We start from the raw sequence: 21,944 nt of genomic DNA, 5'->3' as shown, positions 1-21,944 counted from the left end.
GAGTCAGCCCCGAAAGGTCGCCGTTCTCAACCCCACTCCCGGTGTCAACGCGTTCCCCGGCGCATCACACGCCGGCGCAGATCGCGTCCCGTGGCGACGGCCACGGCCGTGTGTACCAGCAGAACCACCGCACCCACCGCGAGCAGCACGGTGACTCGTGGCCAGCCGGGCAGTGGGAGGTCCGGCGGGTACGGGCCGGCGAGCGGCAGTGCCCAGCCGGTGACCAGCCACGCGATCGCCGCGACCGACAGTCCGATCACTACGGCGACAGCGGCCAGTGCCGGGTACGTCCAGAGCATCGCCTGTCCGGCCGGGCCGGGAGACAGCCCCTGGGTCCGCAGCACGGAGAGGTCCTCGACCCGGCGGCGCCGGTCCACCGCTGCCGCCAGCACCAGTGCGCCTGCTCCCAGCAGTACGGCCAGAGCGCCGGCCAGTACGTGGAACCAGAGCGCCAGCGCCGGCCCCTGCTGTTCGAGGCGGCGGCGTAACTGATCGGAGCGGACGTCGGCGAAGACGGTGAGACCCTGTGCCGAGACACGGTCCAGGATGTCCGGCGGTGCCGCCGCGTTGAGCCAGATCTGTGGAGCGTTGCCGAGGCCGGCGTTCATGGTTATCCGGTCCGCGTACTCGAGGTCGACCACGACGGCCCGGCGGCCCAGTTGGGGCACGACCGGCAGGGTCTCGGTGTCGGTGATCAGCATGGGCTTGGCGTCCAGGCCGCTGATGACGTCGTCGGCGAGGCGGCCACCGGCCACGACGACTGGGATCGGGTCCGGTGTGCTGGCCGGCTTGATCCAGACGAGCTGGGAGACGCTGACCGATTCGGCGAAGTCGACCCGCAGGCCGTCCGGCGCCTGCGCCAGCCGCACCTCCGGGCTTGCCCGCCAGCTGTTCGGGTCGGCCAGTTGGGCGACGGGCGTGCCGGTGGCGCGCATGCCGTGGAGCACCACCGAGGCGGTGATGGGGGACGAGCCGGTCCGGGCGAACCCGATGCCGTCGATCCGGCATCCTTCCTGACAGACCGCGATCCTCTGCTTGTACGTGGCCGACCGGTTCTGCAGTTCACCGAGTTCGATCACCGCGTCACCGATCCCGTTCAGCGACGAGACCGACACCTGGAGCCGCAGGCCTTTCGTGCCCGGTACCAGGCCGGACGCCGACACGTCGACGGCGATGTCCGGGCCGGGGAACTCCGGTGGAGCCGGCAACTCCGGGCGCAACCGGCTGGCGACCTCGGCCGGGCCGGGTCCGTCGTTCGGCCACGCCGCGACGGCCGCCAGCCGGGTGGAGTCCACGGCCAGGCCGGGCGCGTCGCCGGCGGAGCCGCCCGGGGGCAGCCGGGTGACCGCCATGGCGAAGTCACCGTCCGGGTCGATCCGGCGTACCGCGGCCAGCAGCTGCTGGGGTTGTGCCGTCTGCACAGTGAGGACCCGGTCCGCACCGATGCCGAGGGTTGCCTCGACGGTGCGGCCGGCGGCGGCGGTGTCCACCGCGCAGGTCGCGTATCCGGCCACCGCCATGGTGGCCGTCAGCAGTGCGAAGAGCCGGCCGGCGCCGGGTCGCCGGGCGAGCTGCAGACCGGCCAGGGCGACACCGAGACGGCCGCGGTGCAGAGCGCGGACCGCGTACCGGCTGATCAAGGGGAGCAGGGCGCGGGCGGCGAGCAGGCCGAGGGCGAGCATCAGGATGGCGGGTGCGAACAGGCCCACCCCGGTCAGCGACCCCTTGGAGAGTACGAGCTGGACCGAGGCGGCGATGGCGAGGAGTACGGCGAGCACCTCCGCCGCGATCGCCCACCGGCCGTTGGCGGCGGAGGGGTTCCGGCGCAGCAGTCCGGCGACCGAGCCGACGAACTGGCGGCGCTGGGCCACCACCACGGACAGCAGCGCCGCCCCCGCAGCCAGTGGTGCGTAGCGCAGGGAGGTCCAGCTGGAGGGGATGCCGCCGTCCGGGAAGACGATCACCGCGATCGCGTTTACCAGCAACTGCCCGATCAGGCAGCCGCACAGGGCACCGGCCAGGACCGCGATGAGGCTCTCGCCGGCCGCCAGCCACCACCGCGTCCACCATCGCGAGCCGCGCAGCGCGACGACCGCCAACTCGCTCTGCCGGCCCTCGAGGCCGTAGCCGACGGTGAGGAAGATGGTGAAGCAGGCGAGCAGGATCAGTGGCGCGGCCATCACCGGCACGAGCAGCCGGGTCGACGACTGTCCGATGTCGATGCGGTCCAGCAGTGCCGTGATGCCGGTGTCGATCTTCACCGCCATGCCGACGTCGGCGGTGGTCCGATCCAGGCTCTGCAGGTCGGCCCGGAGCTGGCCGAGACGGTCGGGGTGCAACGCGGCCGGCCCGGCCCGGCCCTCCATCGCCAGCGTGATCTGGCCGTGGTCCATCGTCTGCTGTGTCACCGCGGCGGTGAAGATCGGTTCGCCCGGGCCGGTCTCCGGTGTCGCGGTGAAGTAGCCGCGGGCGCCCCAGAAGCTGGCACTCGGCTCGGTCGGCCGGTAGGTGCCGGCGATCAGCAGGCGCCGCGGCTTCCCGTCCGGTAGCCAGACCTTCCGCTTCGGATCCGGACTCGGCAGGGCCGACCGTAGCTCGACCGAGTCGCCGGCCTTCAGGTTCAGCCGCTGCGCCGTGTGCTCCCCGAGCATTATGTCGCCTTCGGCGGCCAGGCAGCGGCCGGTGAGGATCTGCAGGTGGGCGCAGACGTCCTGGCGATAGACGAAGAGATCGGCGTTCGCCGGGTTCGGGTCGATGCCGATGACCCAGTACTCCGCCGAGTAGACGTAGGTGAAGCCGGGCAGGGCGATCAGCGCCGTGGCCACGTCGCCGAACTGCAAACCACCCTGCTCCGCCTGGCTCGGGTTCTGGGTGTCGTCCTCGGTGGTGACGCGCTCGTTCTGCACCGCGCTCGCCACCAGGCCGAGTTCGTTCGACGCGGCGGTGGCGATCTGCCCGGCGGCGACCGCACGGTCGACCGCGATCAGATAGGCCGGCGCGGCGACCGCGGAGGTGACCGCCAGCAGGCCGAGCAGTGCCAGGGTGACGGCCTGCCCTCGGCGGTGCCAGAGCATGACGAAGACCAGCGAGATCATCGACCGTCCTCTTTCGGGTCGGCACCGGGACCGGCCGGCACGCCAGTCGGCACGCCGCCGGCATGCCGGTCAGGCGGCGGCGCGGCGGGCGGCGCCGAACCGGGCGCTCGCAGGCTGCGAAGGATCGGCAGCACCGACAGCCACCCGGTCACGCCGAGCACGACGAGGGCGACCAGCGCGGACAGCGCGAGCACGGCGCCGCTGAGGGTGGCCGGCGGCGGCAGCACCGCCCAGCCGTCGGTGAACGGTGGCACGACGATCCGGGTGAGCGGCCCGGCCATCGAGGCGGCGAACACACCGACCGACAGACCGGCCAGTACGAGGGCGGCCGTCCCGGCACAACCCGTGGTGACCGCGACCGGGGCGGGTATTCCTTGCAGGCGTAGCGCCTCGAGGTGCCCGCGCAGCATGGGCCGGTCGACGGCGACGGCGACGGCTGTCGTGGCCGCGGCGAGCAGCAGCACGACCAAGCCGGCCAGCGACCCGAACCGCGCGACAGCCGCCGGTCCCTGGCGGCCGAGGACGGCGGATCGTCCCGCGACGCTGTCGTCCCTGATCACGGTAAGCCCGGCCGCGGTCAGGTCGGCCACCAGGCCCGCGCGGGCGCCGGCGGAGAGCCAGACCTGGAACTGCCCGGGCGGCTCGCTCTCACCCGCGACACGGCGGGTGGCGTCCAGGTCGACGAGGATCCCGGTCGTTCCCAGCCCGGGCAGGGCCCGCGCGGTGCCGGCGACCCGCGCCGGGACCTGGCCGAACGAGCTCAGCAGCGGATCGGTGAGCCGCCACTCGGCCGGAGCCTCGCCGGCCAGCACCACCGGTACAGGCATCGAGGTGTCGGACGCCCAGACCTCGGTGCCACTCACCGGCACTGCCAGCTCGTTGCGGTCGGCGGACAGCCGCAGGCCGTCTTCGGTCGTGGCGATGTCGATGGCGACGCCCCCGATGGCGGGCCGCCACCAGCCGACATCGCCGAACCCGGCGGGGTCCAGGACCTCCACCGCAGGGCCGTCCTGCCGCAGGCTCTGCAGCGTCACCACGGTGTCCGGCGGGAGCGGGTTCCACGTGCTTCTCCAGCCCGGCACGGTCAGCCCCCAGCGGACCAGGCGACAGCCAGGCGCGGCGGCGCATCCGGGGGCCGGAGCTGAAACCGTACCCTCGCCCGGGTCCAGGACACCGAAGTCGACCTGCACCGGCAGGCCGGTGCCCTCGTGCTGGAGCAGCAGCTCGACAGTGACCGGGGCGGTGCCCTCGTACCGCGTCCGGAGGGTCAACCGGTCGCCGGTGACCATCGGCAGCGGTTTCACGCTGCCGGCCGCCGTCGCGTCCGGGAGCAGACCGACCGGCCCGAACTCGGGGCGCCACTCGGCAACCGCGGCGAGCCGTGTGGTGTCCACGGCCAGCACCGGCGGGATGGTCGTGGTGTCGGCGACCACCGCCATCGCCTCCAGGCCACCCGGATCGGCCCGGCGGACCGCCGCGAGCAGCGCCGTACGGTTCGGCGCCTCCACCTTGAGCACCCGGGCGGCGCCCAGCTCCGCGGCGCTGCGATCGGCCCGAACGGTACGGTCGGCGGCCAGCCCGCCGGCCGCCGTGACGAAGATGGCGACCGCCACCACGATCAGGGCGAACACCCGGTCGACGCCGTGTTGCCGGGAGACCAGGACGGTGGTGAGGCCGAGCCGGAGCCGCCCGCCACGCAAGGCCACGCCACCGGCCCGGTCGGCGACGCGTACCAGTAGCCGCGCGGCCAGCAGTGCCACCGCCAGTGCGGCGAGCGCGGGCGCGGCGGCCTTGAGGCCGTCCTCCGGCCCGCCGGACCGGGCCTGGTATACCGCGGCGGCAGCGACGGCGGCGAGCACCTGGTCGACCAGGGTGGAGCGCCAGTCGGCGCGTTCCATCGCCGAGCGCTGCAGCAGTACCGCGACCGGCTGCCGCAGCACCAGCGCCTCACCGATGCTCAGCACGAGCAGGCTGCCGAGCAGTACGGCGGCGACGGCGGCTCCGACGAGCAACAGCGCGGCGCCCCGGTCGCCCGGGGGCACCGACCCGGCCAGGCCACCGGCGAGCAGAAGACCGGCGGGCGCACCGGCCAGCACACCGAGCAGCAGCGGCACCAGGTGTTGTCCCCAGGCCAGCCGCAGGATGCCGCCCCGGCTCACGCCGCGCAGTTTGAGCAGCGCCAGGTCGGTACGCCGGTCCCGGCCGGTGCAACGTCCGGCGATCCCGATCGCGAACCAGGTGAGGATCAGCGTCTGCAGGCCCACGGTCAGAACGCCGCGGCGCACGGTGTCCCGGTCCTCGGCGATACGCTTCAGTACCGTGCCGATGCCGGTGATCATCCGCAGCCGGTCCAGGTTCAGCCGGGCCTCGGCATCGGCCAGCGCGACACCGAGGCGCTGCCCGCCGTCACCGCGGATCAGGTCTGGCGGGACCTGGACGTCGTAGGTGAGCGTCGGCTGCGAGAACCCGCCGGAACCGAACGTCTCGACCGGTGTGAAGACCGGGTCCAGTCCGCGGACCTCGGCCCGGAACAGTGGATTGCTCCAATACGGGTCAGTGGGATCGCGCATCGAGTAACGGGCGACGACCGTGAACTGGAACGGGGCGCTCAACCGGCCCAGCAGGGTCAGTTTGTCGCCGATCTCCAGCCCCAGGTTCTGGGCGGTGGTGTTGCTGACCGCGATCTGGAAGGGGGCGGACGGACAGGGCCCGTCGAGGCGGACGTACTGACAGAGGTCGTCCCGGTAGGCGACCGCCATGTTCGCGTCTCCGCCGGCCCGGGTGACGCTCAGCCGCAGCTGGATCCCGCGCACCGGCTGGTCCAGTGAGCTGGACAGCTCACCGGCGGCGAGGTCGGCGAACCGGCGGAGCGCGCCGGCCGCGTCATTCTGGGTATCGGTCTCGGTCTGGATCGAGACGTTGCGCTGGGCCGCCGAGGCGGCGCTCAGCTGCGCCTCGGCGGCGCGGGTCGCGGATGCGTAGGCGTACCAAGGACCGGCGGCAGCGACGGTGGCGGCCAGCGTGGTCAGCACGAAGATTGTCAGTACCTGCGCGGTCCGCGCCCGCACCGCGTCGAAAACGAGTGCGAACAAACTCCACCCTCCCCGATCAACGGGCAGGCTACGCGATAGCCACAGCGCGTGGGGGGCACTGCGGATCTGTGGCGAGCCTACGACGAACCGCGACTTGGCCGGACGATCCGATCACTACGTTCTACATCGCCCGCTGGCAGGTGACCGCGGACCAGCCGTTCCGCCAGCGGGGGAGATCCTCGGCATGCGTTCGGGCTCGGCTCGGCGCTGTTCGGTCCGCGCCGCAGCGGGCTCGCCTGGCCGGTGGGCATCGCCGGCAACGCCCTTCTTCTCACCGTTTTCCGGGGTGAGGCGCTCGGTCATCAGGTGTTCTTCCTGGCGATCAGCGTCTACCGGAGGCGGCGATGGCAGCACTGCCGGCGAGACGGACAATGCCCCGCGGTGGCCCCGGCGCGTTCAGATCGATCTCTAGTAGGCTCGCCGTCGCTAGAGGACAGTGGCGGGGAGAGATGGCTACATGATCAAGCCGCTGCGGCCGGATGACCCGGGCGCGCTCGGGCAGTACCAGTTGATCGGCCGGCTCGGCTCGGGCGGGATGGGTTCGGTCTTCCTCGGCCGGGCACCGGACGGCCGCCGGGTGGCGATCAAGATGGGCCGCGCTGAGCACATGGACGAGGCCGAGTTCCGGGGACGGTTCCGCAGTGAGGTGACGCGGTCCCGGCAGGTTCCGCCGCTGGCCACCGCCGCGGTGCTGGACGCGGATCCCGGTCACGACCCGCCGTACCTGGTCATCGAGTACGTCGACGGCCCCAACCTCGCCGCCCTGGTCCGCGAGCAGGGGCCGCTCGCCGGGGCCACCCTGCACCGGACCGCCACCGGCCTGGCCACCGCGTTGACCGCGATCCACGGCGCGGGGGTGATCCACCGTGATCTGAAGCCGGACAACGTGCTGGTCGCGCCGGACGGCGTCAAGGTCATCGACTTCGGGATCGCCCAGGCGTTCGAGGTGACCAGCCGGCACACCAAACCTGATCACCTGGTCGGCACGATCACGTACATGGCGCCGGAACGCTTCGACCCGGCGGGCGGGCAGTCGCTGACCGCGGCCGCCGACGTGTTCGCCTGGGGTGCGGTGGTGACGTTCGCGGCGACCGGCCGTACCCCGTTCGCCGGGGACTCGGCGTCGGCGATCGCTATGCGCATCCTCAGCGGCACTCCGGACCTGACCGGGCTGCCGGGATGGCTGCGGCCGCTGGTCGAGCGGGCACTGACCCGGGATCCGGCGCGGCGGCCCACCGCGAGAGAGCTGCTCGACGCCCTTCTCCGCGGGGAGCAGCCGGTATCCGCGAAGAAACGGGAGTGGAGTCTCCGGACGATTCTCGGGCGCCGCTGACCCCGGAAGTTGATCTTTAGGTTTCCTTCCCGTTGCGTGATCGTCGTGTTAGGACGAGATACGCCGACGACAGTGGCGCCGACGAAACTTGTCGATACCTGTGAAGGAAACACATGACTGGCTGGAGTGCTGGGCGCACCCTGCGGACGGTCCTGGTGGCGACCGTGGTTCTGATGCCGTCGGCGGCGATCGCGTCGCCCGCGGAGATCTCGGCGTTCGACGCCGTCGACCAATTCATCGGCACCGAGTTGGACACCACGCAGAACAAGAGCAACGACGCTTACGGGAACACGTATCCCGGCGCGTCGGTGCCGTTCGGCATGGTCCAGCCGAGCCCGACGACCTGGGCCGAGGGCAATGCCAACGTCGGGCAGAAGGGCGGGTACGAGTACACCGCCTCGCTGATCCGCGGATTCGGGATGACCCGCCATTCCGGAACCGGCTGCACCGGCCGATTCGGCGGGTACGAGTTCCCGACCATTCCGTATGCCGGTGGGCTGGCCGGCGGTGTCCTGCCGTCCAGCCCGGCCTCGGCGATCAAGGACTATTACCTGCCGTTCAGTCACGCCAACGAACAGTCGCAACCCGGCTACTACGGCGTGACGCTGGACAACGGCGTCGAGGTGGAACTGACGGCCACCGCCCGGACCGCGGTCAGCCGATTCGATTTCCCGAAGAGCGGGGATTCGACGCTGATCCTGGACGTCTCCGGGCCGAACAACCGGACGTTCGGCAGCGAGGTGTTCGTGGACGCCGCCACCCGGACCGTCTCGGGCTGGATGTACGGAACCGACGTCTGTGATGTGGGAAACCTCTACAAGGCCTACTTCTCCACCACGTACGACCACGAATTCTCGTCTTTCGGCACCTGGACCGACGAAGCGATGACCGTCGGCTCCACGCACGCGGTCAAGAGCACCACCGACACGGGTGTGGACTACCGTCACGACACCGGCGCGTGGCTCACCTTCCCGCAGGGCGCCAAGGTCGTCGCGAAGACCGGTTTCAGCTACGTCAGCGTCGCGAACGCGGCTCTCAACCGGGATACCGAGGTCGGCCGGGACGGTTTCAACGACGTCAAGCACGACGCCAAGAAGCTGTGGAAGGACGCCCTCGGCACGATCGACGCCGACGGCGGGACATCTGAGCAGCGCACCAAGTTCTACACCGCGCTCTACCACTCGTTCCTGCACCCTAACGTGCGGGAGGACGTGAACGGTCAGTACCTGGGCTTCGACGACCAGGTGCACCTGATCGATCGCGGTCACCACTTCTACAAGAACGTCAACTTCGCCGGGTCGGGCTGGGACGCGTACCGCAGCCAGGTTCAGCTCCTGGCGCTGACGTTCCCGCAGGTCGCGAACGACATCAACAGGTCGATCGTGGCGCTCACCCAGCAGAAGGGCACCTGGGCGCCCGGCGCGGCCCGCATGCAGGGCGACAACTACCAGGTCATCCTGGCGACACTCGACGACATGGGTGCGACCGATTACGACCGGGCGGCGGCGCTCGCGTCCATGAAGGCCACCCAGACCCTTCCGGCCACGAAAACCACCCGGTCGGACGGCTACCAGTACTTCTCCACCGGCCTGATCGAGAACGCCAAGGGGGATTTCGCCACGTCGCGCGTCCTCGAATACTCGATCGACGATTTCGCCATCGCGCAGCTCGCGCAGCGACTCGGTGACACCGAGGCCTACGAGTATTTCTCGGGGCGGTCGCAGAACTGGATGAACGTGTTCGACCCGGTGTCGAAACACCTCATTCCGCGGTCGCGGAACGGGTTCGATCGGAGTTTCGACCTGCGGGTCCGCGACGATTCCGCCGGTCGCGGGCAGTTCAACCAATCTACCGGCTATCAGTACGGCTGGTTGGTGCCGCACAATCTGTCGACACTGGTCGCGGCTCGGGGCGGGATCGCGGAGTCCACGATCGCGCTCGACAAGCTGATGGAGCGGCTGGACGCCGGGGCGTACACCCAGACCGGAAACTATCTGTCGAATCAGCCGGCGTTCGGGACCCCGTGGGTCTACCACTGGTTGCAAGCGCCGGCCAAGGCGACGGACGTCCTCTACCGGGCTGTCTCCGAGATGTACGATGTCTCGCCGTCCGGCCTGCCGGGCAATGACGACCAGGGCGCGCTGAGTGCCTGGTACGTATTCGCCAACATCGGGCTCTATCCTGCCGTCTACGGCACGGGTGATCTGGTGATCAGCGGCCCGATGTTCGACGAGATCACCATCAACCCGGCAGCCGCCCCCTCCCGCAAGATCAAGATCAAGGCGGCGGGTACGGCTTCCGGCGCCCGCTACGTCAACGGTCTCCGCGTCAACGGCAAGGCGCAGACCGCGTCCTGGATCGACAGCACGTTCCTGACCGAGGGTGGCACCCTCGACTTCACCATGAAATCCACGGCCGACAGCTGGGGCACCGGCGCCGCCGACGTTCCGCCCTCCTACACCGACGGCGCGGACGCGCGCAACAACGCCGGCACCACCCCCGACGGCAAGGGAAACCTCGGTTCGCTGGACCTCAGCGACTGGTCCCTGTCCCGTACGTCGCTGGCCGCGGCCGGCGTGACACCCGGCGCGACCGTGCCCGGGACGTCCTTCACCTGGCCCACCGCCGAGCCGGGTAAGCCGGACAACTGGATCCCGCACGGCCAGAAGATCACCGTCGGCGGATCCGGCCGCACACTGTCCGTCCTCGGCCTGTCCACCAACGGCCCCGCCACCGGAACCGCGGTGGTCACCTACACCGACGGCACCAGCCAGAACGTCCCGCTCACCCTGAGCGACTGGGCGGCGAACCCGGCCGCGGGCGAGACCACGGCGGTCACCCTCACCGGGCGCAACAACGTCAACGGCACCGCCGGAACCGGCACCTTCCGCATCTTCGCCTCCGCCCCGGCCACCCTGGACCCGGCCAGGACGGTGGCGTCGGTGACCCTGCCCGCGAACACCGACAAGGGCATCATGCACATCTTCGACGTCGCGGTCAGCTGACCGTCGCCTGTTCCACTCCGACCGTGGCCGGGACGCCCTCAGCGTCCCGGCCGCGGCGGGGGAGTGGACTCCCGGACCGGCCGGGCGGTGAGCAGGGCCACGCCGACCAGCCAGGCCACGGCGATCAGCAGTACCAGACGTTCCACCACGGCACCCAGAGTTCCTCGCCCGACGACCAGCATCGTCACCGCCAGCACTGCCCCGAGCGGAACAGTCGGCAGGACCGCTGCACCCGCGAGCCATCGGACGGCGCGTTCCGGGGCCGAGAACCACATCGTCGCCATCGCCGCCGCCAGCACCACCATGCCGACGACACTCGCCCCCGCGTGGACGACATCGGCGATGGTCGTCGGTTCGTACGGCGGCAGCGGGCACTGGTCACTGCACGGCACCGCTCCCGAGACTGCCGCGAGGACGGCGGCGACCGCGAGAGCCCACACCGTCACCGTGCCGTCGAGCAGCGGCCCGAGCGACCCTCGTAACCAGAACGTCCCCGCCAGCCGGCGCCGTATTCCGGACGGTGGCCCGGCCCGGCGCGGTGCCGCTGATCGGGCCACGCTCAACAGTGCGACGCCGAGGGCCAGCGTGATCAGTCCCCAGCGATACGTGACCGCATAAGGCTGACCGGCAGTGCCGGCCTCGCTGACGTACCCCTGCCACCAGCGCCCGGGCCCGGTGCCCAGCGTGAACACCATCATGGCGGTGCCGCTCGCCACCGCCAGGGCGGCGGCGACAGCCGTGAGCCGGATCCGTGTCATCCCACCATCATGATCGACAGCCCGGCCCCGGGCGGGAGGGATCAGACGGTGGCCAGTTGGTCACGGCCGGAGACCTTGGCGGCGTACAGGCCGGCGTCCGCCCGGTTGTACAGGTCGGGACCGGCTTCGCCGAAGCGGTACTCGGCCAAGCCCATGCTCAGGGTGACCGTCAGGCCCGGCATGATGGTGTCCCAGTCGCGGGACCGGAGCACACCGCGGATGCGTGCGGCGATCTGCCGGGCCTCCTGCTCGCCGACGGCGAGGAACATGGCGAACTCGTCGCCGCCGAAACGGATCGCCGCCTCGCCGTGGCGGCAGTGTGCGTGCAACACCGCGGCGATCTCGCTGAGCACGCGGTCGCCGACGCCGTGCGAGTAGCGGTCGTTGATGCCTTTGAAGTGGTCCACGTCGATGAGCAGCAGGGATTCGCCGCTCGTGACCGCGTTGATCCGGCGGTCGAACATCCGCCGGTTACCGAGCCCGGTCAGGGCGTCCGAGCTGGCGGCCAGGTCAGCGGTCGTCCGGGCGGCTTCCAATTCCACCCGGCGGAACGCCTGGCGCAGCATGGTGCGCCGGTCCATCCGCAGCTGCCACAGCGCGTCGACGTGGCCTTGCAGCGCTTCGAGGATCGCCTGGGTCGTTTCGCCGGGGAACTCGAGTGCGGCGGTGACCGCCACCTCGTACTGAAAGAAGAGTTTCTGGGAACGCAGCACCGAGAGCTGCAGCGCGGCCCGGAACTCGCGCCCGGCCGCCCGCCACTCGCCGTCGGCGCGCAGTGCCAGCCCGTGCGCGAGATGCAGCAGGCGGGCCTCGTGGTGCTGGCCGGTCGCGCGCATGTTGGGCAGCAGGTCGGCGACCAGGGCCAAGGCCTCGGGGATCCGGCCGCCCTTGGCGTGACAGATCGCGAGAACCGCCACACCGATCGGGGAGTCCAGACCCTCACCGAACCAGAACTCCAGCTCCGTGGTGCTCTTGCGGAACAGGACCGCCGCCTCCTCGGCCCGGCCCACCTGTTCCAATCGCAGAGCCCACTCCACCCACAGCTCCACGTGGGCGAGTGAGGCGGAGGCGCGGTACTGGACGTCGGTCACGTCGAAGGCCTCGATCGCCTGGCGCATGGCGTCGTCGGCGAGTTCGTACAGCTCGGCGCTCTGGGCGGCCTCGGCCAGCGAAGCCATCGCGGAGAAGTACCGCATGCTCCGGCGTGGCGCCACCTTCAGCACGGCCAGGGCCTTGGCCATGTAGTGCAGTCCGTCGTCGATGCAGCCGAGGTGGATCAGTACCTCGGCGGCGTCCGCCATGATCTTGGCGTCGGTGGCCTTCGGGCCGCCCAGGGTGCTCTGTTCGGCGACCAGTTCCTCGGCGATGAGCAGTGCCTCGTCGAGCCGGCCGAGAGCGCCGAGGGCATACATCCGGGCCTGGCGGCTGATCCGGCGGGTGCGCTGGTCGCCGAGCAGCTCCGCGACCGCTTCGGCCTCGTCCGCGGCGAGCAGCGTCTCGGTGTGGTGCCCGCGCATGGTGAGGTCATGGACCCGCAACGCGATGCCGGCGAAGGGACCGTACGGCGACACCAGCACCGGCAGGCGGTTCATCGGCACGACCCGTCTCGCATGGCTCTATGGTCGGCTGATCCGAGCCGGATTCAAGGATCACCCGCCCGCGAGCCCGTCACCGTCAGATCCGCGGATCCGGCCACCCGGGCATTTCAAGGACCCGATCATCTACCTCTCCACACCGATCCGCCGGATGCGTGACCTGCCGCTCGACCCCGCCCGCAGCCGGCCGCGACATCCGGATGACGCCGTCTCGAATTTAGGAACCTTTACTTATAGACTGTTGTCGATCTAACGGTCATCCGTTCCCCACGTGGAGAGGCACACCGTATGAACGACAACAGGCGTCTGGGCACTGCATTCGGCATCGTCGCCGCGCTGATCCTCACCGGCGTTCCCGCACCCGCCGCCGCGAAACCGGCCCCGCAGCCGGTCTCGCAGCGGTTCGAGTTCCCCGCCGAGGCCCGCCGGCAGATCCCCCTGGTCCAGGCCGCCGGAACCATCCGGCGCGTCCTCGACCTGGACGCGGACACCGGATACGCCGGGCTCGAAATCCAGGACGACCGGGTCGTCCTCTGGTGGAAGGGCACGGTTCCCGCCCCGGTCCGCCGGGCCGTCGACACCGCGCGCCGGCAGGCCCCCGTCCGGATCGCCGGCGCCGCGTACTCGCTGAGCGAGCTGCGCGCGGCTGGTGCGGAGCTCCGCACCTCCCTGGCCGCCGGGAAGCCGCGCATCAAGTACGCCGTGGACGGCAGCCGGGTGGTCGTCGACGTCGCCGGCGGAGGCGCCGGCTTCACCACGGCGCAGATCCCGCCGGTCGGGGTGCCGGTCGAGCTGACCGACCAGGGGGAGAAGGTCCTGACCAGCCGCCGCGACGACTGGCCGCAGTGGAAGGGCGGCGCCGACCAGATCAACGGCAACTCCCGCTGCACCACCGGCTTCGCGGTCCGCAACGCCGACGCCGAGTTCATCCTGACCGCCGGGCACTGCGGCAGCAACGGCGACACGATCCGCGACGGCACCGGCGAGTTCGTCGGCACGTTCACCGGCGACCTCGACAGCCACGACATCGGGCTGGTCCACACCCCGAGCGGATCCGACAACCTGATGTACGTCGGTGGCCTGGACAGCAACCTGGTCACCACCGTCGAAGGCTGGGACTGGGTGTTCCCCGGCGAGTACCTGTGCCAGTCCGGCGGCTCCTCGGCCCGCGACACCGGCGCCCCGGTCTGCGGCCTGCGGGTCGAGAAGTTCAACACCGACTCCGGAGACGCCGTCGAGGCCCGGCAGGTGGACGGCCAGCCGGCGGTCCGCGGCGGCGACAGCGGCGGCCCCGTCTTCGGCCCGTCGGCCAGCGGCAACACCATCGCCAAGGGCATCAACAACTACACGTACGTCGGCAACAACACGATCCTGGGCTTCCAGGACTTCGGCACCGCGACCCGCGACTACGGCATCTGGATCGCCGACTGACCCACGCTGGACCGGCCCGGTCACCCGGGCCGGTCCAGGAGGGTGACTACGCCGAGACGCTCAGTCGCTGTTCGAGGTGGACCTGTTCGGTGACGTCGTAGGCGTATTTGATCACCTTTATCGGCCGCCCGGACAGGTCCAGGATCGGGTTGTAGCTGGACTGGATCCAGACGTCCCGGCCGTCCTTGCCGTGCCGGTGGAAGCGGCCGGAGCGGAACTCGCCGCTGCGCAGGCTAGCCCAGAAGTCCCGGTACTCGGCGGAGTCGGCGTACTCGGCGGTGCAGAACATGCTGTGGTGCCGGCCGGCGATCTCCGCCAGCGTGTACCCGACCGTACTCAGGAAGTTCTCGTTCGCGGTCAGGATCCGGCCGTCCAGGTCGAACTCGATCACCGCCTGCGAGCGGTCGATCGCGGCCAGCCGCCCGGCGAACTCGGCGTTACGCAGCTTCTCAGCGGTGACGTCGTTGGCGAACTTGACCACTTTCACCGGCTTGCCGTCGGCGTCGAGGATCGGGTTGTAGGTGGCTCTTATCCACACTTCACCGCCGTCCTTGGCGATGCGCCGGTACTCGGCGGAGTGGAACTCCCCGCGTCCCAGCTTCTCCCAGAAGGCCCGGTACTCCGGCCGGGCCGCCTCCTCGGTGGCGACGAAGATCCGGTGGTGCCGGCCACGGATCTCGTCCAGGCGGTAGCCCATCAGGTCGAGGAACGAGTCGTTGGCCTCCAGTACGGTGCCGGCGAGGTCGAACTCGATCACCGCCTGCGAGCGCCGGATCGCGGTCACCTTGCCCTCGAAGTCGGCGTTGCGGGCCTTGGCCTCGGTGATGTCGCTGGCGAACTTGACCACCTTCCACGGCTTACCGTCGAGCCCGAAGATCGGGTTGTAGGTGGCCTGCAGCCAGACGTCGCGCCCGTCCTTGCCGTAACGGTGGAACTCCCCGGAGACGAACTCGCCCTGCTGCAGGCGCCGCCAGAAGTCCGCGTACTCGGTGGAGTCGGCCGTCTCCGCCGACACGAACATCCGGTGGTGCCGGCCGATCACGTCGGCCATCCGGTACCCGACCGCGTCCAGGAAGTTCTCGTTCGCGCTGAGGACATGCCCGTTCAGATCGAACTCGATCACCGCCTGCGACCGGTTGATCGCCGCGACCTTCCCCTCGAACTCGGCGTTGGCGAGTTTCGTGGCGGTCACGTCGACCGCGAACTTCACCACCTTCCAGGGCTCGCCGTCGACGCCCAGGATCGGGTTGTAAACGGCCTGCAGCCACACTTCGCGCCCGTTCTGGCCGATCCGCCGGAACTCTCCGGAGACGAATTCGCCGGCCCCGAGGCGCTGCCAGAACTCCTGGTACGCCTCGGACTGCGCGTCCTGGGCGGGGACGAACATCCGGTGGTGCCGGCCGATGACCTCGGTCCGGGAGTAGCCGACCAGGTCGAGGAAGTTGTGGTTCGCGTCCAGGATGTAGCCGTCGAGGTCGAACTCGATCACCGCCTGGGACCGGGAGATCGCCTGGATCTTGCCGTGCGCGTCGGCTGCGGCTCGCTTGCCCTGGGTCACGTCGAGCGCCTGCTCGATCACCTTGACCACCTGGCCGGCGCGGTTCTTCACCGGCACCCAGCTGGAGCGGATCCACCGTTCGTCGCTGCCCTGCCAGAGCAGCCGGAACTCGCCGGTGAGATTGCCGCCGGAACGCAGTTGCTCCCACAGGGTGAGGTATTCCGGTGACCCGGCCATCTCGGGGGAGACCAGCGAGTGGTGGTCGATGCCTACGATCGCGGCCGGGGCGAAGCCCACCAGCGCGGCGAAGGCGTTGTTCGCCCGCAGTAGCACGCCGTCCGGGCTGTACTCGGCGGTGGCTGAACCCCGCTCGTACGCCTCGACCTGGCTCCTGAGCTCGGCCAGCAGCTCGTCCGTGTCACCCGTGATGGCCGCCTGATCCGACAAAGTCCGTTCCTTCCGCTCGCAGCGATGCTGCCCCATTCGGCGTAGAGACTGATCGGTCGCGAGGCGGACGACTTGAGAAAGACTTGAACAACCGGTGGTACGGCATCCGCGGTTGTCAATCGTTGCGTTTGTGTGACGGGGTCCGTACGATCGTGTTACCTGTTTCGTGAAACGTTTCACCATCACGTTCCACCTGCTCGGCACGCCTCCCGTGCCGCACATCGGCATGCCCGATTTCGAAGGGTGAATCATGAACCGAGGAACGAGACTCCGGCGCGCCGCCCGATGGGCGGGCGCTCAACTCCTTACCGTCACGATGGTCGCCACCACCGCGATCGCCGTCACCTCCGGCCCGGCCGCCGCGGCTGCCGCGACCCCGGCCGTCACCGGCCTCACCGTCGAAGGCGTCAGCGGCGCCCTCGGCCTCGACACGCCGCAGCCGCGACTCGGCTGGCTGATCAGCTCCCCGCAGCGCGGCGTCACCCAATCCGCCTACCAGGTCAGAGTCGCCTCCACCGCAGCCGGACTGTCCGCCGGCACCGCCGACGTCTGGGACAGCGGCCGCACGGCGAGCACGAACTCCACCCAGGTCCGGTACGACGGCCCCGCCCTCACCTCCGCCACTCGTTACCACTGGCAGGTCCGCGTCTGGGACGCCGAGGGCCGCCGCTCGCCCTGGAGCGCACCGTCCTGGTGGGAGACGGGTCTGCTGCGAACCGAGGACTGGCGGGCGAAGTGGATCGGCCGCGAACGCCCCAGCGCCTCCTGGACGGACTACACGGTCGACGTCCGGCTGACGGTGACCCGCGACGCGGCAGGTGTCTTCTTCCGTGCCCGCGGAGTCAACGACGCCTACATGTGGCAACTCGCCGACTTCGGTGACGTCCCGGTGCTGCGCCCGCACGTCCGGATCGGCGGCACCTGGCAGCTGCTGAAACAGGTGCCGATCGGCGACGTCGTCGCGCCCGCGGACTTCAACAAGCCACACGACCTGCGCATCGAGGCGGCCGGCAGCACCATCCGGACCTTCGTGGACGGCACCCTGGTCGACACCACCGTCGACAGCCGGATCACCAGCGGGACCGTCGGGCTGCGGACATCGGACCCGGAGACGGCCGTCGTCCACTCGGTGAAGGTCACCGCCGGCGACCGGGTCGAGGTCGACGCGGATCTGACCGAGGGGACCAACCCGTTCACCGCCGGTACGCCCACCGCACAGGGCCTCGCCCTCTCCGGCACGACCGAGACGCTGCTGGCCGACCTCGGCGGGAAGCCACTGCTGCGGCGCGAGTTCCGCGTCGACCGCACGGTCAGCCGGGCCCGGATCTACGCGACCGCGCTCGGCGTCTACGAACTGTCGCTCAACGGTTCCCGGGTCGGCGACCACCAGCTCGCACCAGGCTGGACCGACTACACCAAGCGGATCCAGTACCAGAGTTTCGACGTCACCGCACAACTCGTCGCCGGGGACAACACCATCGGCGCGATGCTCGGGGACGGCTGGTGGTCCGGCCACATCGCCTGGTTCGGCGACAAACTCTACGGCCAGCGGCCCGAACTGCTGGCGCAACTGCACATCGACTACACCGACGGCACGTCACAGGTCATCGGCAGTGACGGCACCTGGCGGTCCGCCGACGGCCCGGTGCTGCGCGGCGACAACGTCCACGGCGAGACGTACGACGCGCGCCTCGACCCGCCGGGCTGGCGCCGGTCCGCCTACGACGACACCGCCTGGTCCCCGGCCACCGTGCGGGACACCAGCGCCGACGACCCGACGAAGCGCCTGGTCGCACAGGTCGACCCGCCGGTCAAGGTGACCGCGGAGCTGAAGGCCAGAGCCGTCACCCAGCCCCGCCCCGGAGTGTGGGTGTTCGACCTCGGCCAGAACATGGTCGGTTCGGTCCGGCTGCGGGTCACCGGCGAGGCCGGGAAACAGGTACGGATCCGGCACGCCGAGGTCCTCAACCCGGACGGCACCGTCTACACCGCCAACCTGCGGACCGCCCAGGCCACCGACTACTACACCCTGGCCGGAACCGGCGCCGAGGTGTACGAGCCACGCTTCACCTTCCACGGCTTCCGGTACGTGGAGCTGACCGGTTTCCCCGGCACCCCGGCGCTGTCCGCGGTGACCGGGCGGGTGATGGGCACGGCAGCGCCGTTCACCGGTGAGCTGACCACCTCCGACCCGATGATCAACCAGTTGCAGAGCAACATCGTCTGGGGCCAGCGCGGCAACTTCCTGTCCATCCCGACCGACACCCCAGCCCGCGACGAACGCCTCGGGTGGACCGGCGACATCAACGTCTTCGCCGAGACCGCGACGTTCAACATGGACTCGCTGAGCTTCCTGACCAAGTGGCTGGCGGACCTGCGGGACGCCCAGTCGGCCAACGGGGCCTATCCGGACGTGGCGCCCCGGAAATGCTGCGGTGAGGGCGTGTCCGGCTGGGCGGACGCCGGTATCACCGTGCCGCACACGCTGTGGAAACGGTACGGCGACACGAAGGTGCTGGCCGATCACTACGACTCGATGCGCCGGTACGTCGACTACCTGCAGGCCAGCAGTCAGGGACTGTTGCGGCCGGACGCCGGTCCGTACCTGGACTGGCTGAACCTGGACGACCCGACTCCGGCCGGTGTGGTGGGGACCGCGTACTCCGCGTACAGCACCCGGCTCTTCGCCGAGATGGCGACGGCTCTGGGTCATAGCGCCGACGCCGAGAAGTACGGCGCTCGGGCCACCGCCGTCGCCGCCGCTTTCGCCGACGCCTACCTCTCCGCCGACGGCCGGGTCCAAGGCGACAGCCAGACCGCGTACGTCCTGGCCCTGAGCATGGACCTGGTACCGCCGGCGCTGCGTGACGCCGCCGGTGCACGCCTGGCGGAGCGGGTCGCCGACCGCGGCCACCACCTGTCCACCGGCTTCCTCGGCACCCCCGACCTGCTGCCCGCGCTCACCGAAACCGGCAACCTGGACATCGCCTACCGGCTGCTGACGAACCGGGACTACCCCTCGTGGGGCTACGAGATCGAGCGCGGCGCCACCACGATCTGGGAACGCTGGGACTCCATCAAACCCGACGGCACCTTCGGCGACGTCGGCATGAACTCCTTCAACCATTACGCGTACGGCGCGGTCGGCGACTGGATGTACCGCACCATCGGCGGCATCCGCCCGGACGACACCGCACCCGGATACCGGCACGTCACCATCGCGCCGCGGCCGGGCGGCGGCCTCACCTCGGCCCGGGCCGCCTACCAGTCCCGGTACGGCCGGTTCGTCAGCGACTGGAAACTCGACGCCGCCGGGCAGATGTCGCTGAACGTCACCGTTCCCGGCAACACCACGGCCACCGTGGAGATCCCGGCGGCCAGCCGCTGGGCGGTGACCGAGGCGGGCCGCCCCGCCTCCGCGGCCACCGGTGTCCGTTTCGTCAAGATGAGCGGGCCCAACGCGGTGTTCACCGTGGGCTCCGGCAGCTACCGGTTCGCCGTCGACACCGTTCGCGGTGACCTCGGCGAGGCCCGGACCGCGGCCGGGAGACTGCCCGGCCTGGTCGGTGAGTGGCCGGTGGCCACGGCACTGGCCCGGACCCTGGCGCTCACCACCACGACCGCCGACCGTGGTTACCGCACGGTGTCCCCGGCGGCCACCGCCACCAGCGTGCACCTCGCGCTGGCGCAAGCCGCCGATCTCGACCGGTGGGCCGGACACCTGCCCGCGCCGGCCGCCGCTGAAGTCCGGGCCGTGCTGTCCGACGTACGGAATCGGCTGTCCCGGGTTTCGGCCGTGCTGGTGGGCGCGGTCGCCTCGGTGCACGTGCCGGCCGGGGATCTCCTGCCCGGAGCGGTGATCCGGGTCGAGGCGAAACTGCGGAACAACGGCGGCACACCCTTGACCGGCGTACGTTTCACCGTTCCCGCTCCCACCGGATGGACCGTGACACCGGCCGGACCGGCGCCGTCGACGACGGTGAAGCCCGGCGCGACGGTGACCGCCCGCTACGACGTTCGCGTCGCGACGGACCAGACACCCGGCCCCGCCGAACTGACCGGCACCGTCGCCTACCGGCTGCACACCGGCGCCGCCACCCTGCCGATCAGTGCCGCGCTCACGATCGCACCCCCGGTCGAGATCACCGGATTCACCGCGGACCGGGACACCGTGACCCCCGGCGAGACGACCGAGGTCATTGTGACGTTGCGCAACCGCTCGACGGTCCCGGCACAGGGCGAGTTCACCGTCTCCGCGCCCGCCGGATGGCCCGTCGTCCCCGGACAGCGGTACTCCCTGGTCGCGGGCCGGGAACAGACGGTTACGCTACCGGTCACCGCACCACTGACCGTCACTGAGGGCACCGCCAATCTGACGGCTGCCACCGGCCCCGGCCAGGCGGAGCGGGTCACGACCGAGGTACGGGTGGTCGTCGCGGTACCGCCGTCCGGTGCCGCCGACCACGTCGACCTCGGCGACGGCACCTCGGAGCAGGCCCACCACCTGACGGCCTCGGCCACCTCGGGCACCAACACCGAAGCCGGGAAGACCCGCCGATACACCCAGCAGGGAGTCGTCGGCGCCTACTTCGAGTTCGACCTGGCGGTCCCGGCCGGCCGGCCGTTCGTGTTGCGTGCCGTCGAGACCTACAACCAGGCGCAGATCAAGGATTACGACGTGCTGGTCGACGGCGTCCTCGTCCACGCCCGGTCCTACCGGCGCACCGCGAGTGCCGAGGGCACCGTCAGCTACCAGATCCTGGTGGACCGGGCCGACCTGGGCGCGGACGGCACGGTGCGAGTCCGATTCCAGGAGGACTCCGGCGGCCACAACTACGATCCGTCCATCGCCGACGTGTGGTCCGTCCTTGAGTAAACATGAGCTGAACAAGGGAGAACCCAAAGATATCTCTCAAGTGAACAGTCACTAAGATCTGCGCATATGGGTCTGCAGCCACCGGAGTTCTCCACTGAGGTCTATCGTCTCGTCGTCGGCATCGCCAACCGGTCGCCGGAGAGCTTCCAGTGGTTCATGGAGCACTTCACCGAGGTCTCGATCGTCCTTCTGGTGGGGATCGTGGTGTGGCTGTGGTGGCGGGCCCGGCACGCGAGCGCCACCATGATGGCGCTGAGCGTGCTGGCGCCCGCCGCCGGGGTGATCGCCTACCTGACCAGCGAGGTCGTCAAGACGGTTCTCGCCGAGGAGCGCCCCTGCCGTGCCGTCGGCCTGCCGATCGTGGCCGCCGAGTGCCCGCCCGTCGGTGACTGGTCGTTCCCCAGCAACCATTCCACGATCGCCGGGGCGCTGTTCATCGCGGCGTTCCTGGTGTCGTGGCGCTGGGGCCTGGTCGCCCTGCCGATCGCCACCTTGGCGGCCTTCTCCCGGGTGTTCGTCGGCGTGCACTACCCGCACGACGTGCTGACCGGCTACCTTCTCGGCTCGGCTGTCACCGCCGTGGTCACGCTGCTGCTGGCCCGGCCCGGCGCCCGGCTCGTCGAGTGGGGACGGTCCCGGCCGGCGCTCGGCTGGGCACTCGGCCCCGGTCTCCCGGTCCCACGCCCGGCGGTCTCCCCACGGGAGTATGCCGACGCGGTGACCGCGAGGCCGTCCAGCGTCGGCCGGTGGCAATCCTGATCATTACCATGTAGATATACGGGCGTCGATATTTTCTCTCGGGAGAGGTTGTCGC

The 21,944-nt window shown here is 70.4% G+C and carries 10 protein-coding genes; 5 read left to right on the top strand and 5 right to left on the bottom strand.

Annotated elements, in window-relative coordinates; genetic code table 11:
- Positions 1–44: 44 nt before the first annotated feature.
- Both BLU81_RS11915 and BLU81_RS11910 read right to left on the bottom strand, forming a co-directional pair.
- Positions 45–3,095, bottom strand: coding sequence for an FtsX-like permease family protein (locus BLU81_RS11915; protein WP_092544299.1), 3,051 nt, complete (start codon positions 3,093–3,095; stop codon positions 45–47).
- Entirely contained in the window at positions 3,092–6,187 is a 3,096-nt protein-coding gene (locus BLU81_RS11910) for an ABC transporter permease (RefSeq protein ID WP_197686201.1), read from the bottom strand. Before BLU81_RS11910 ends, BLU81_RS11915 begins: the two co-directional genes overlap by 4 nt.
- Positions 6,188–6,644: 457 nt before the next feature.
- Between BLU81_RS11910 and BLU81_RS11900 the strand changes: the two genes are divergently transcribed.
- Both BLU81_RS11900 and BLU81_RS11895 read left to right on the top strand, forming a co-directional pair.
- On the top strand, positions 6,645–7,520 hold the full coding sequence (locus BLU81_RS11900) for a serine/threonine-protein kinase (RefSeq protein ID WP_092544295.1): 876 nt from the start codon (positions 6,645–6,647) through the stop codon (positions 7,518–7,520).
- A gap of 113 nt (positions 7,521–7,633) precedes the next feature.
- Positions 7,634–10,525 carry a GH92 family glycosyl hydrolase gene (locus BLU81_RS11895; RefSeq protein ID WP_092544293.1) on the top strand — a complete coding sequence of 964 codons (2,892 nt, stop codon included), beginning with the start codon at positions 7,634–7,636 and terminating at the stop codon, positions 10,523–10,525.
- A gap of 38 nt (positions 10,526–10,563) precedes the next feature.
- On the opposite strand, the gene BLU81_RS11890 is transcribed toward BLU81_RS11895, so the two are convergent.
- Together BLU81_RS11890 and BLU81_RS11885 are read right to left on the bottom strand one after the other, a co-directional pair.
- Positions 10,564–11,283: a DUF998 domain-containing protein gene (locus BLU81_RS11890; protein ID WP_092544291.1), complete on the bottom strand. Its 720-nt coding sequence runs from the start codon at positions 11,281–11,283 to the stop codon at positions 10,564–10,566.
- A 41-nt stretch (positions 11,284–11,324) separates the two neighbouring features.
- Positions 11,325–12,875, bottom strand: coding sequence for a GGDEF domain-containing protein (locus BLU81_RS11885; protein ID WP_231954429.1), 1,551 nt, complete (start codon positions 12,873–12,875; stop codon positions 11,325–11,327).
- Between the two features lie 291 nt (positions 12,876–13,166).
- Here BLU81_RS11885 and BLU81_RS11880 point away from each other — a divergent pair, with 291 nt between their 5' ends.
- Complete coding sequence (locus BLU81_RS11880; RefSeq protein WP_092544287.1) at positions 13,167–14,309, top strand: chymotrypsin family serine protease; 1,143 nt, start codon at positions 13,167–13,169, stop codon at positions 14,307–14,309.
- Between the two features lie 46 nt (positions 14,310–14,355).
- On the opposite strand, the gene BLU81_RS11875 is transcribed toward BLU81_RS11880, so the two are convergent.
- Positions 14,356–16,254: a PAS domain-containing protein gene (locus tag BLU81_RS11875; protein WP_172890532.1), complete on the bottom strand. Its 1,899-nt coding sequence runs from the start codon at positions 16,252–16,254 to the stop codon at positions 14,356–14,358.
- 250 nt (positions 16,255–16,504) lie between these two features.
- Here BLU81_RS11875 and BLU81_RS11870 point away from each other — a divergent pair, with 250 nt between their 5' ends.
- Both BLU81_RS11870 and BLU81_RS11865 read left to right on the top strand, forming a co-directional pair.
- On the top strand, positions 16,505–21,130 hold the full coding sequence (locus BLU81_RS11870; protein ID WP_092544283.1) for a family 78 glycoside hydrolase catalytic domain: 4,626 nt from the start codon (positions 16,505–16,507) through the stop codon (positions 21,128–21,130).
- A gap of 66 nt (positions 21,131–21,196) precedes the next feature.
- Positions 21,197–21,889, top strand: coding sequence for a phosphatase PAP2 family protein (locus tag BLU81_RS11865; protein ID WP_092544281.1), 693 nt, complete (start codon positions 21,197–21,199; stop codon positions 21,887–21,889).
- Positions 21,890–21,944: the final 55 nt, after the last annotated feature.

It is taken from the genome of Actinoplanes derwentensis, assembly GCF_900104725.1.
In the GTDB taxonomy this organism is placed as follows: domain Bacteria; phylum Actinomycetota; class Actinomycetes; order Mycobacteriales; family Micromonosporaceae; genus Actinoplanes; species Actinoplanes derwentensis.
The sequence above is the reverse complement of the archived record's forward strand: the minus strand, read 5'-3'. Positions and strand labels throughout refer to the sequence as shown.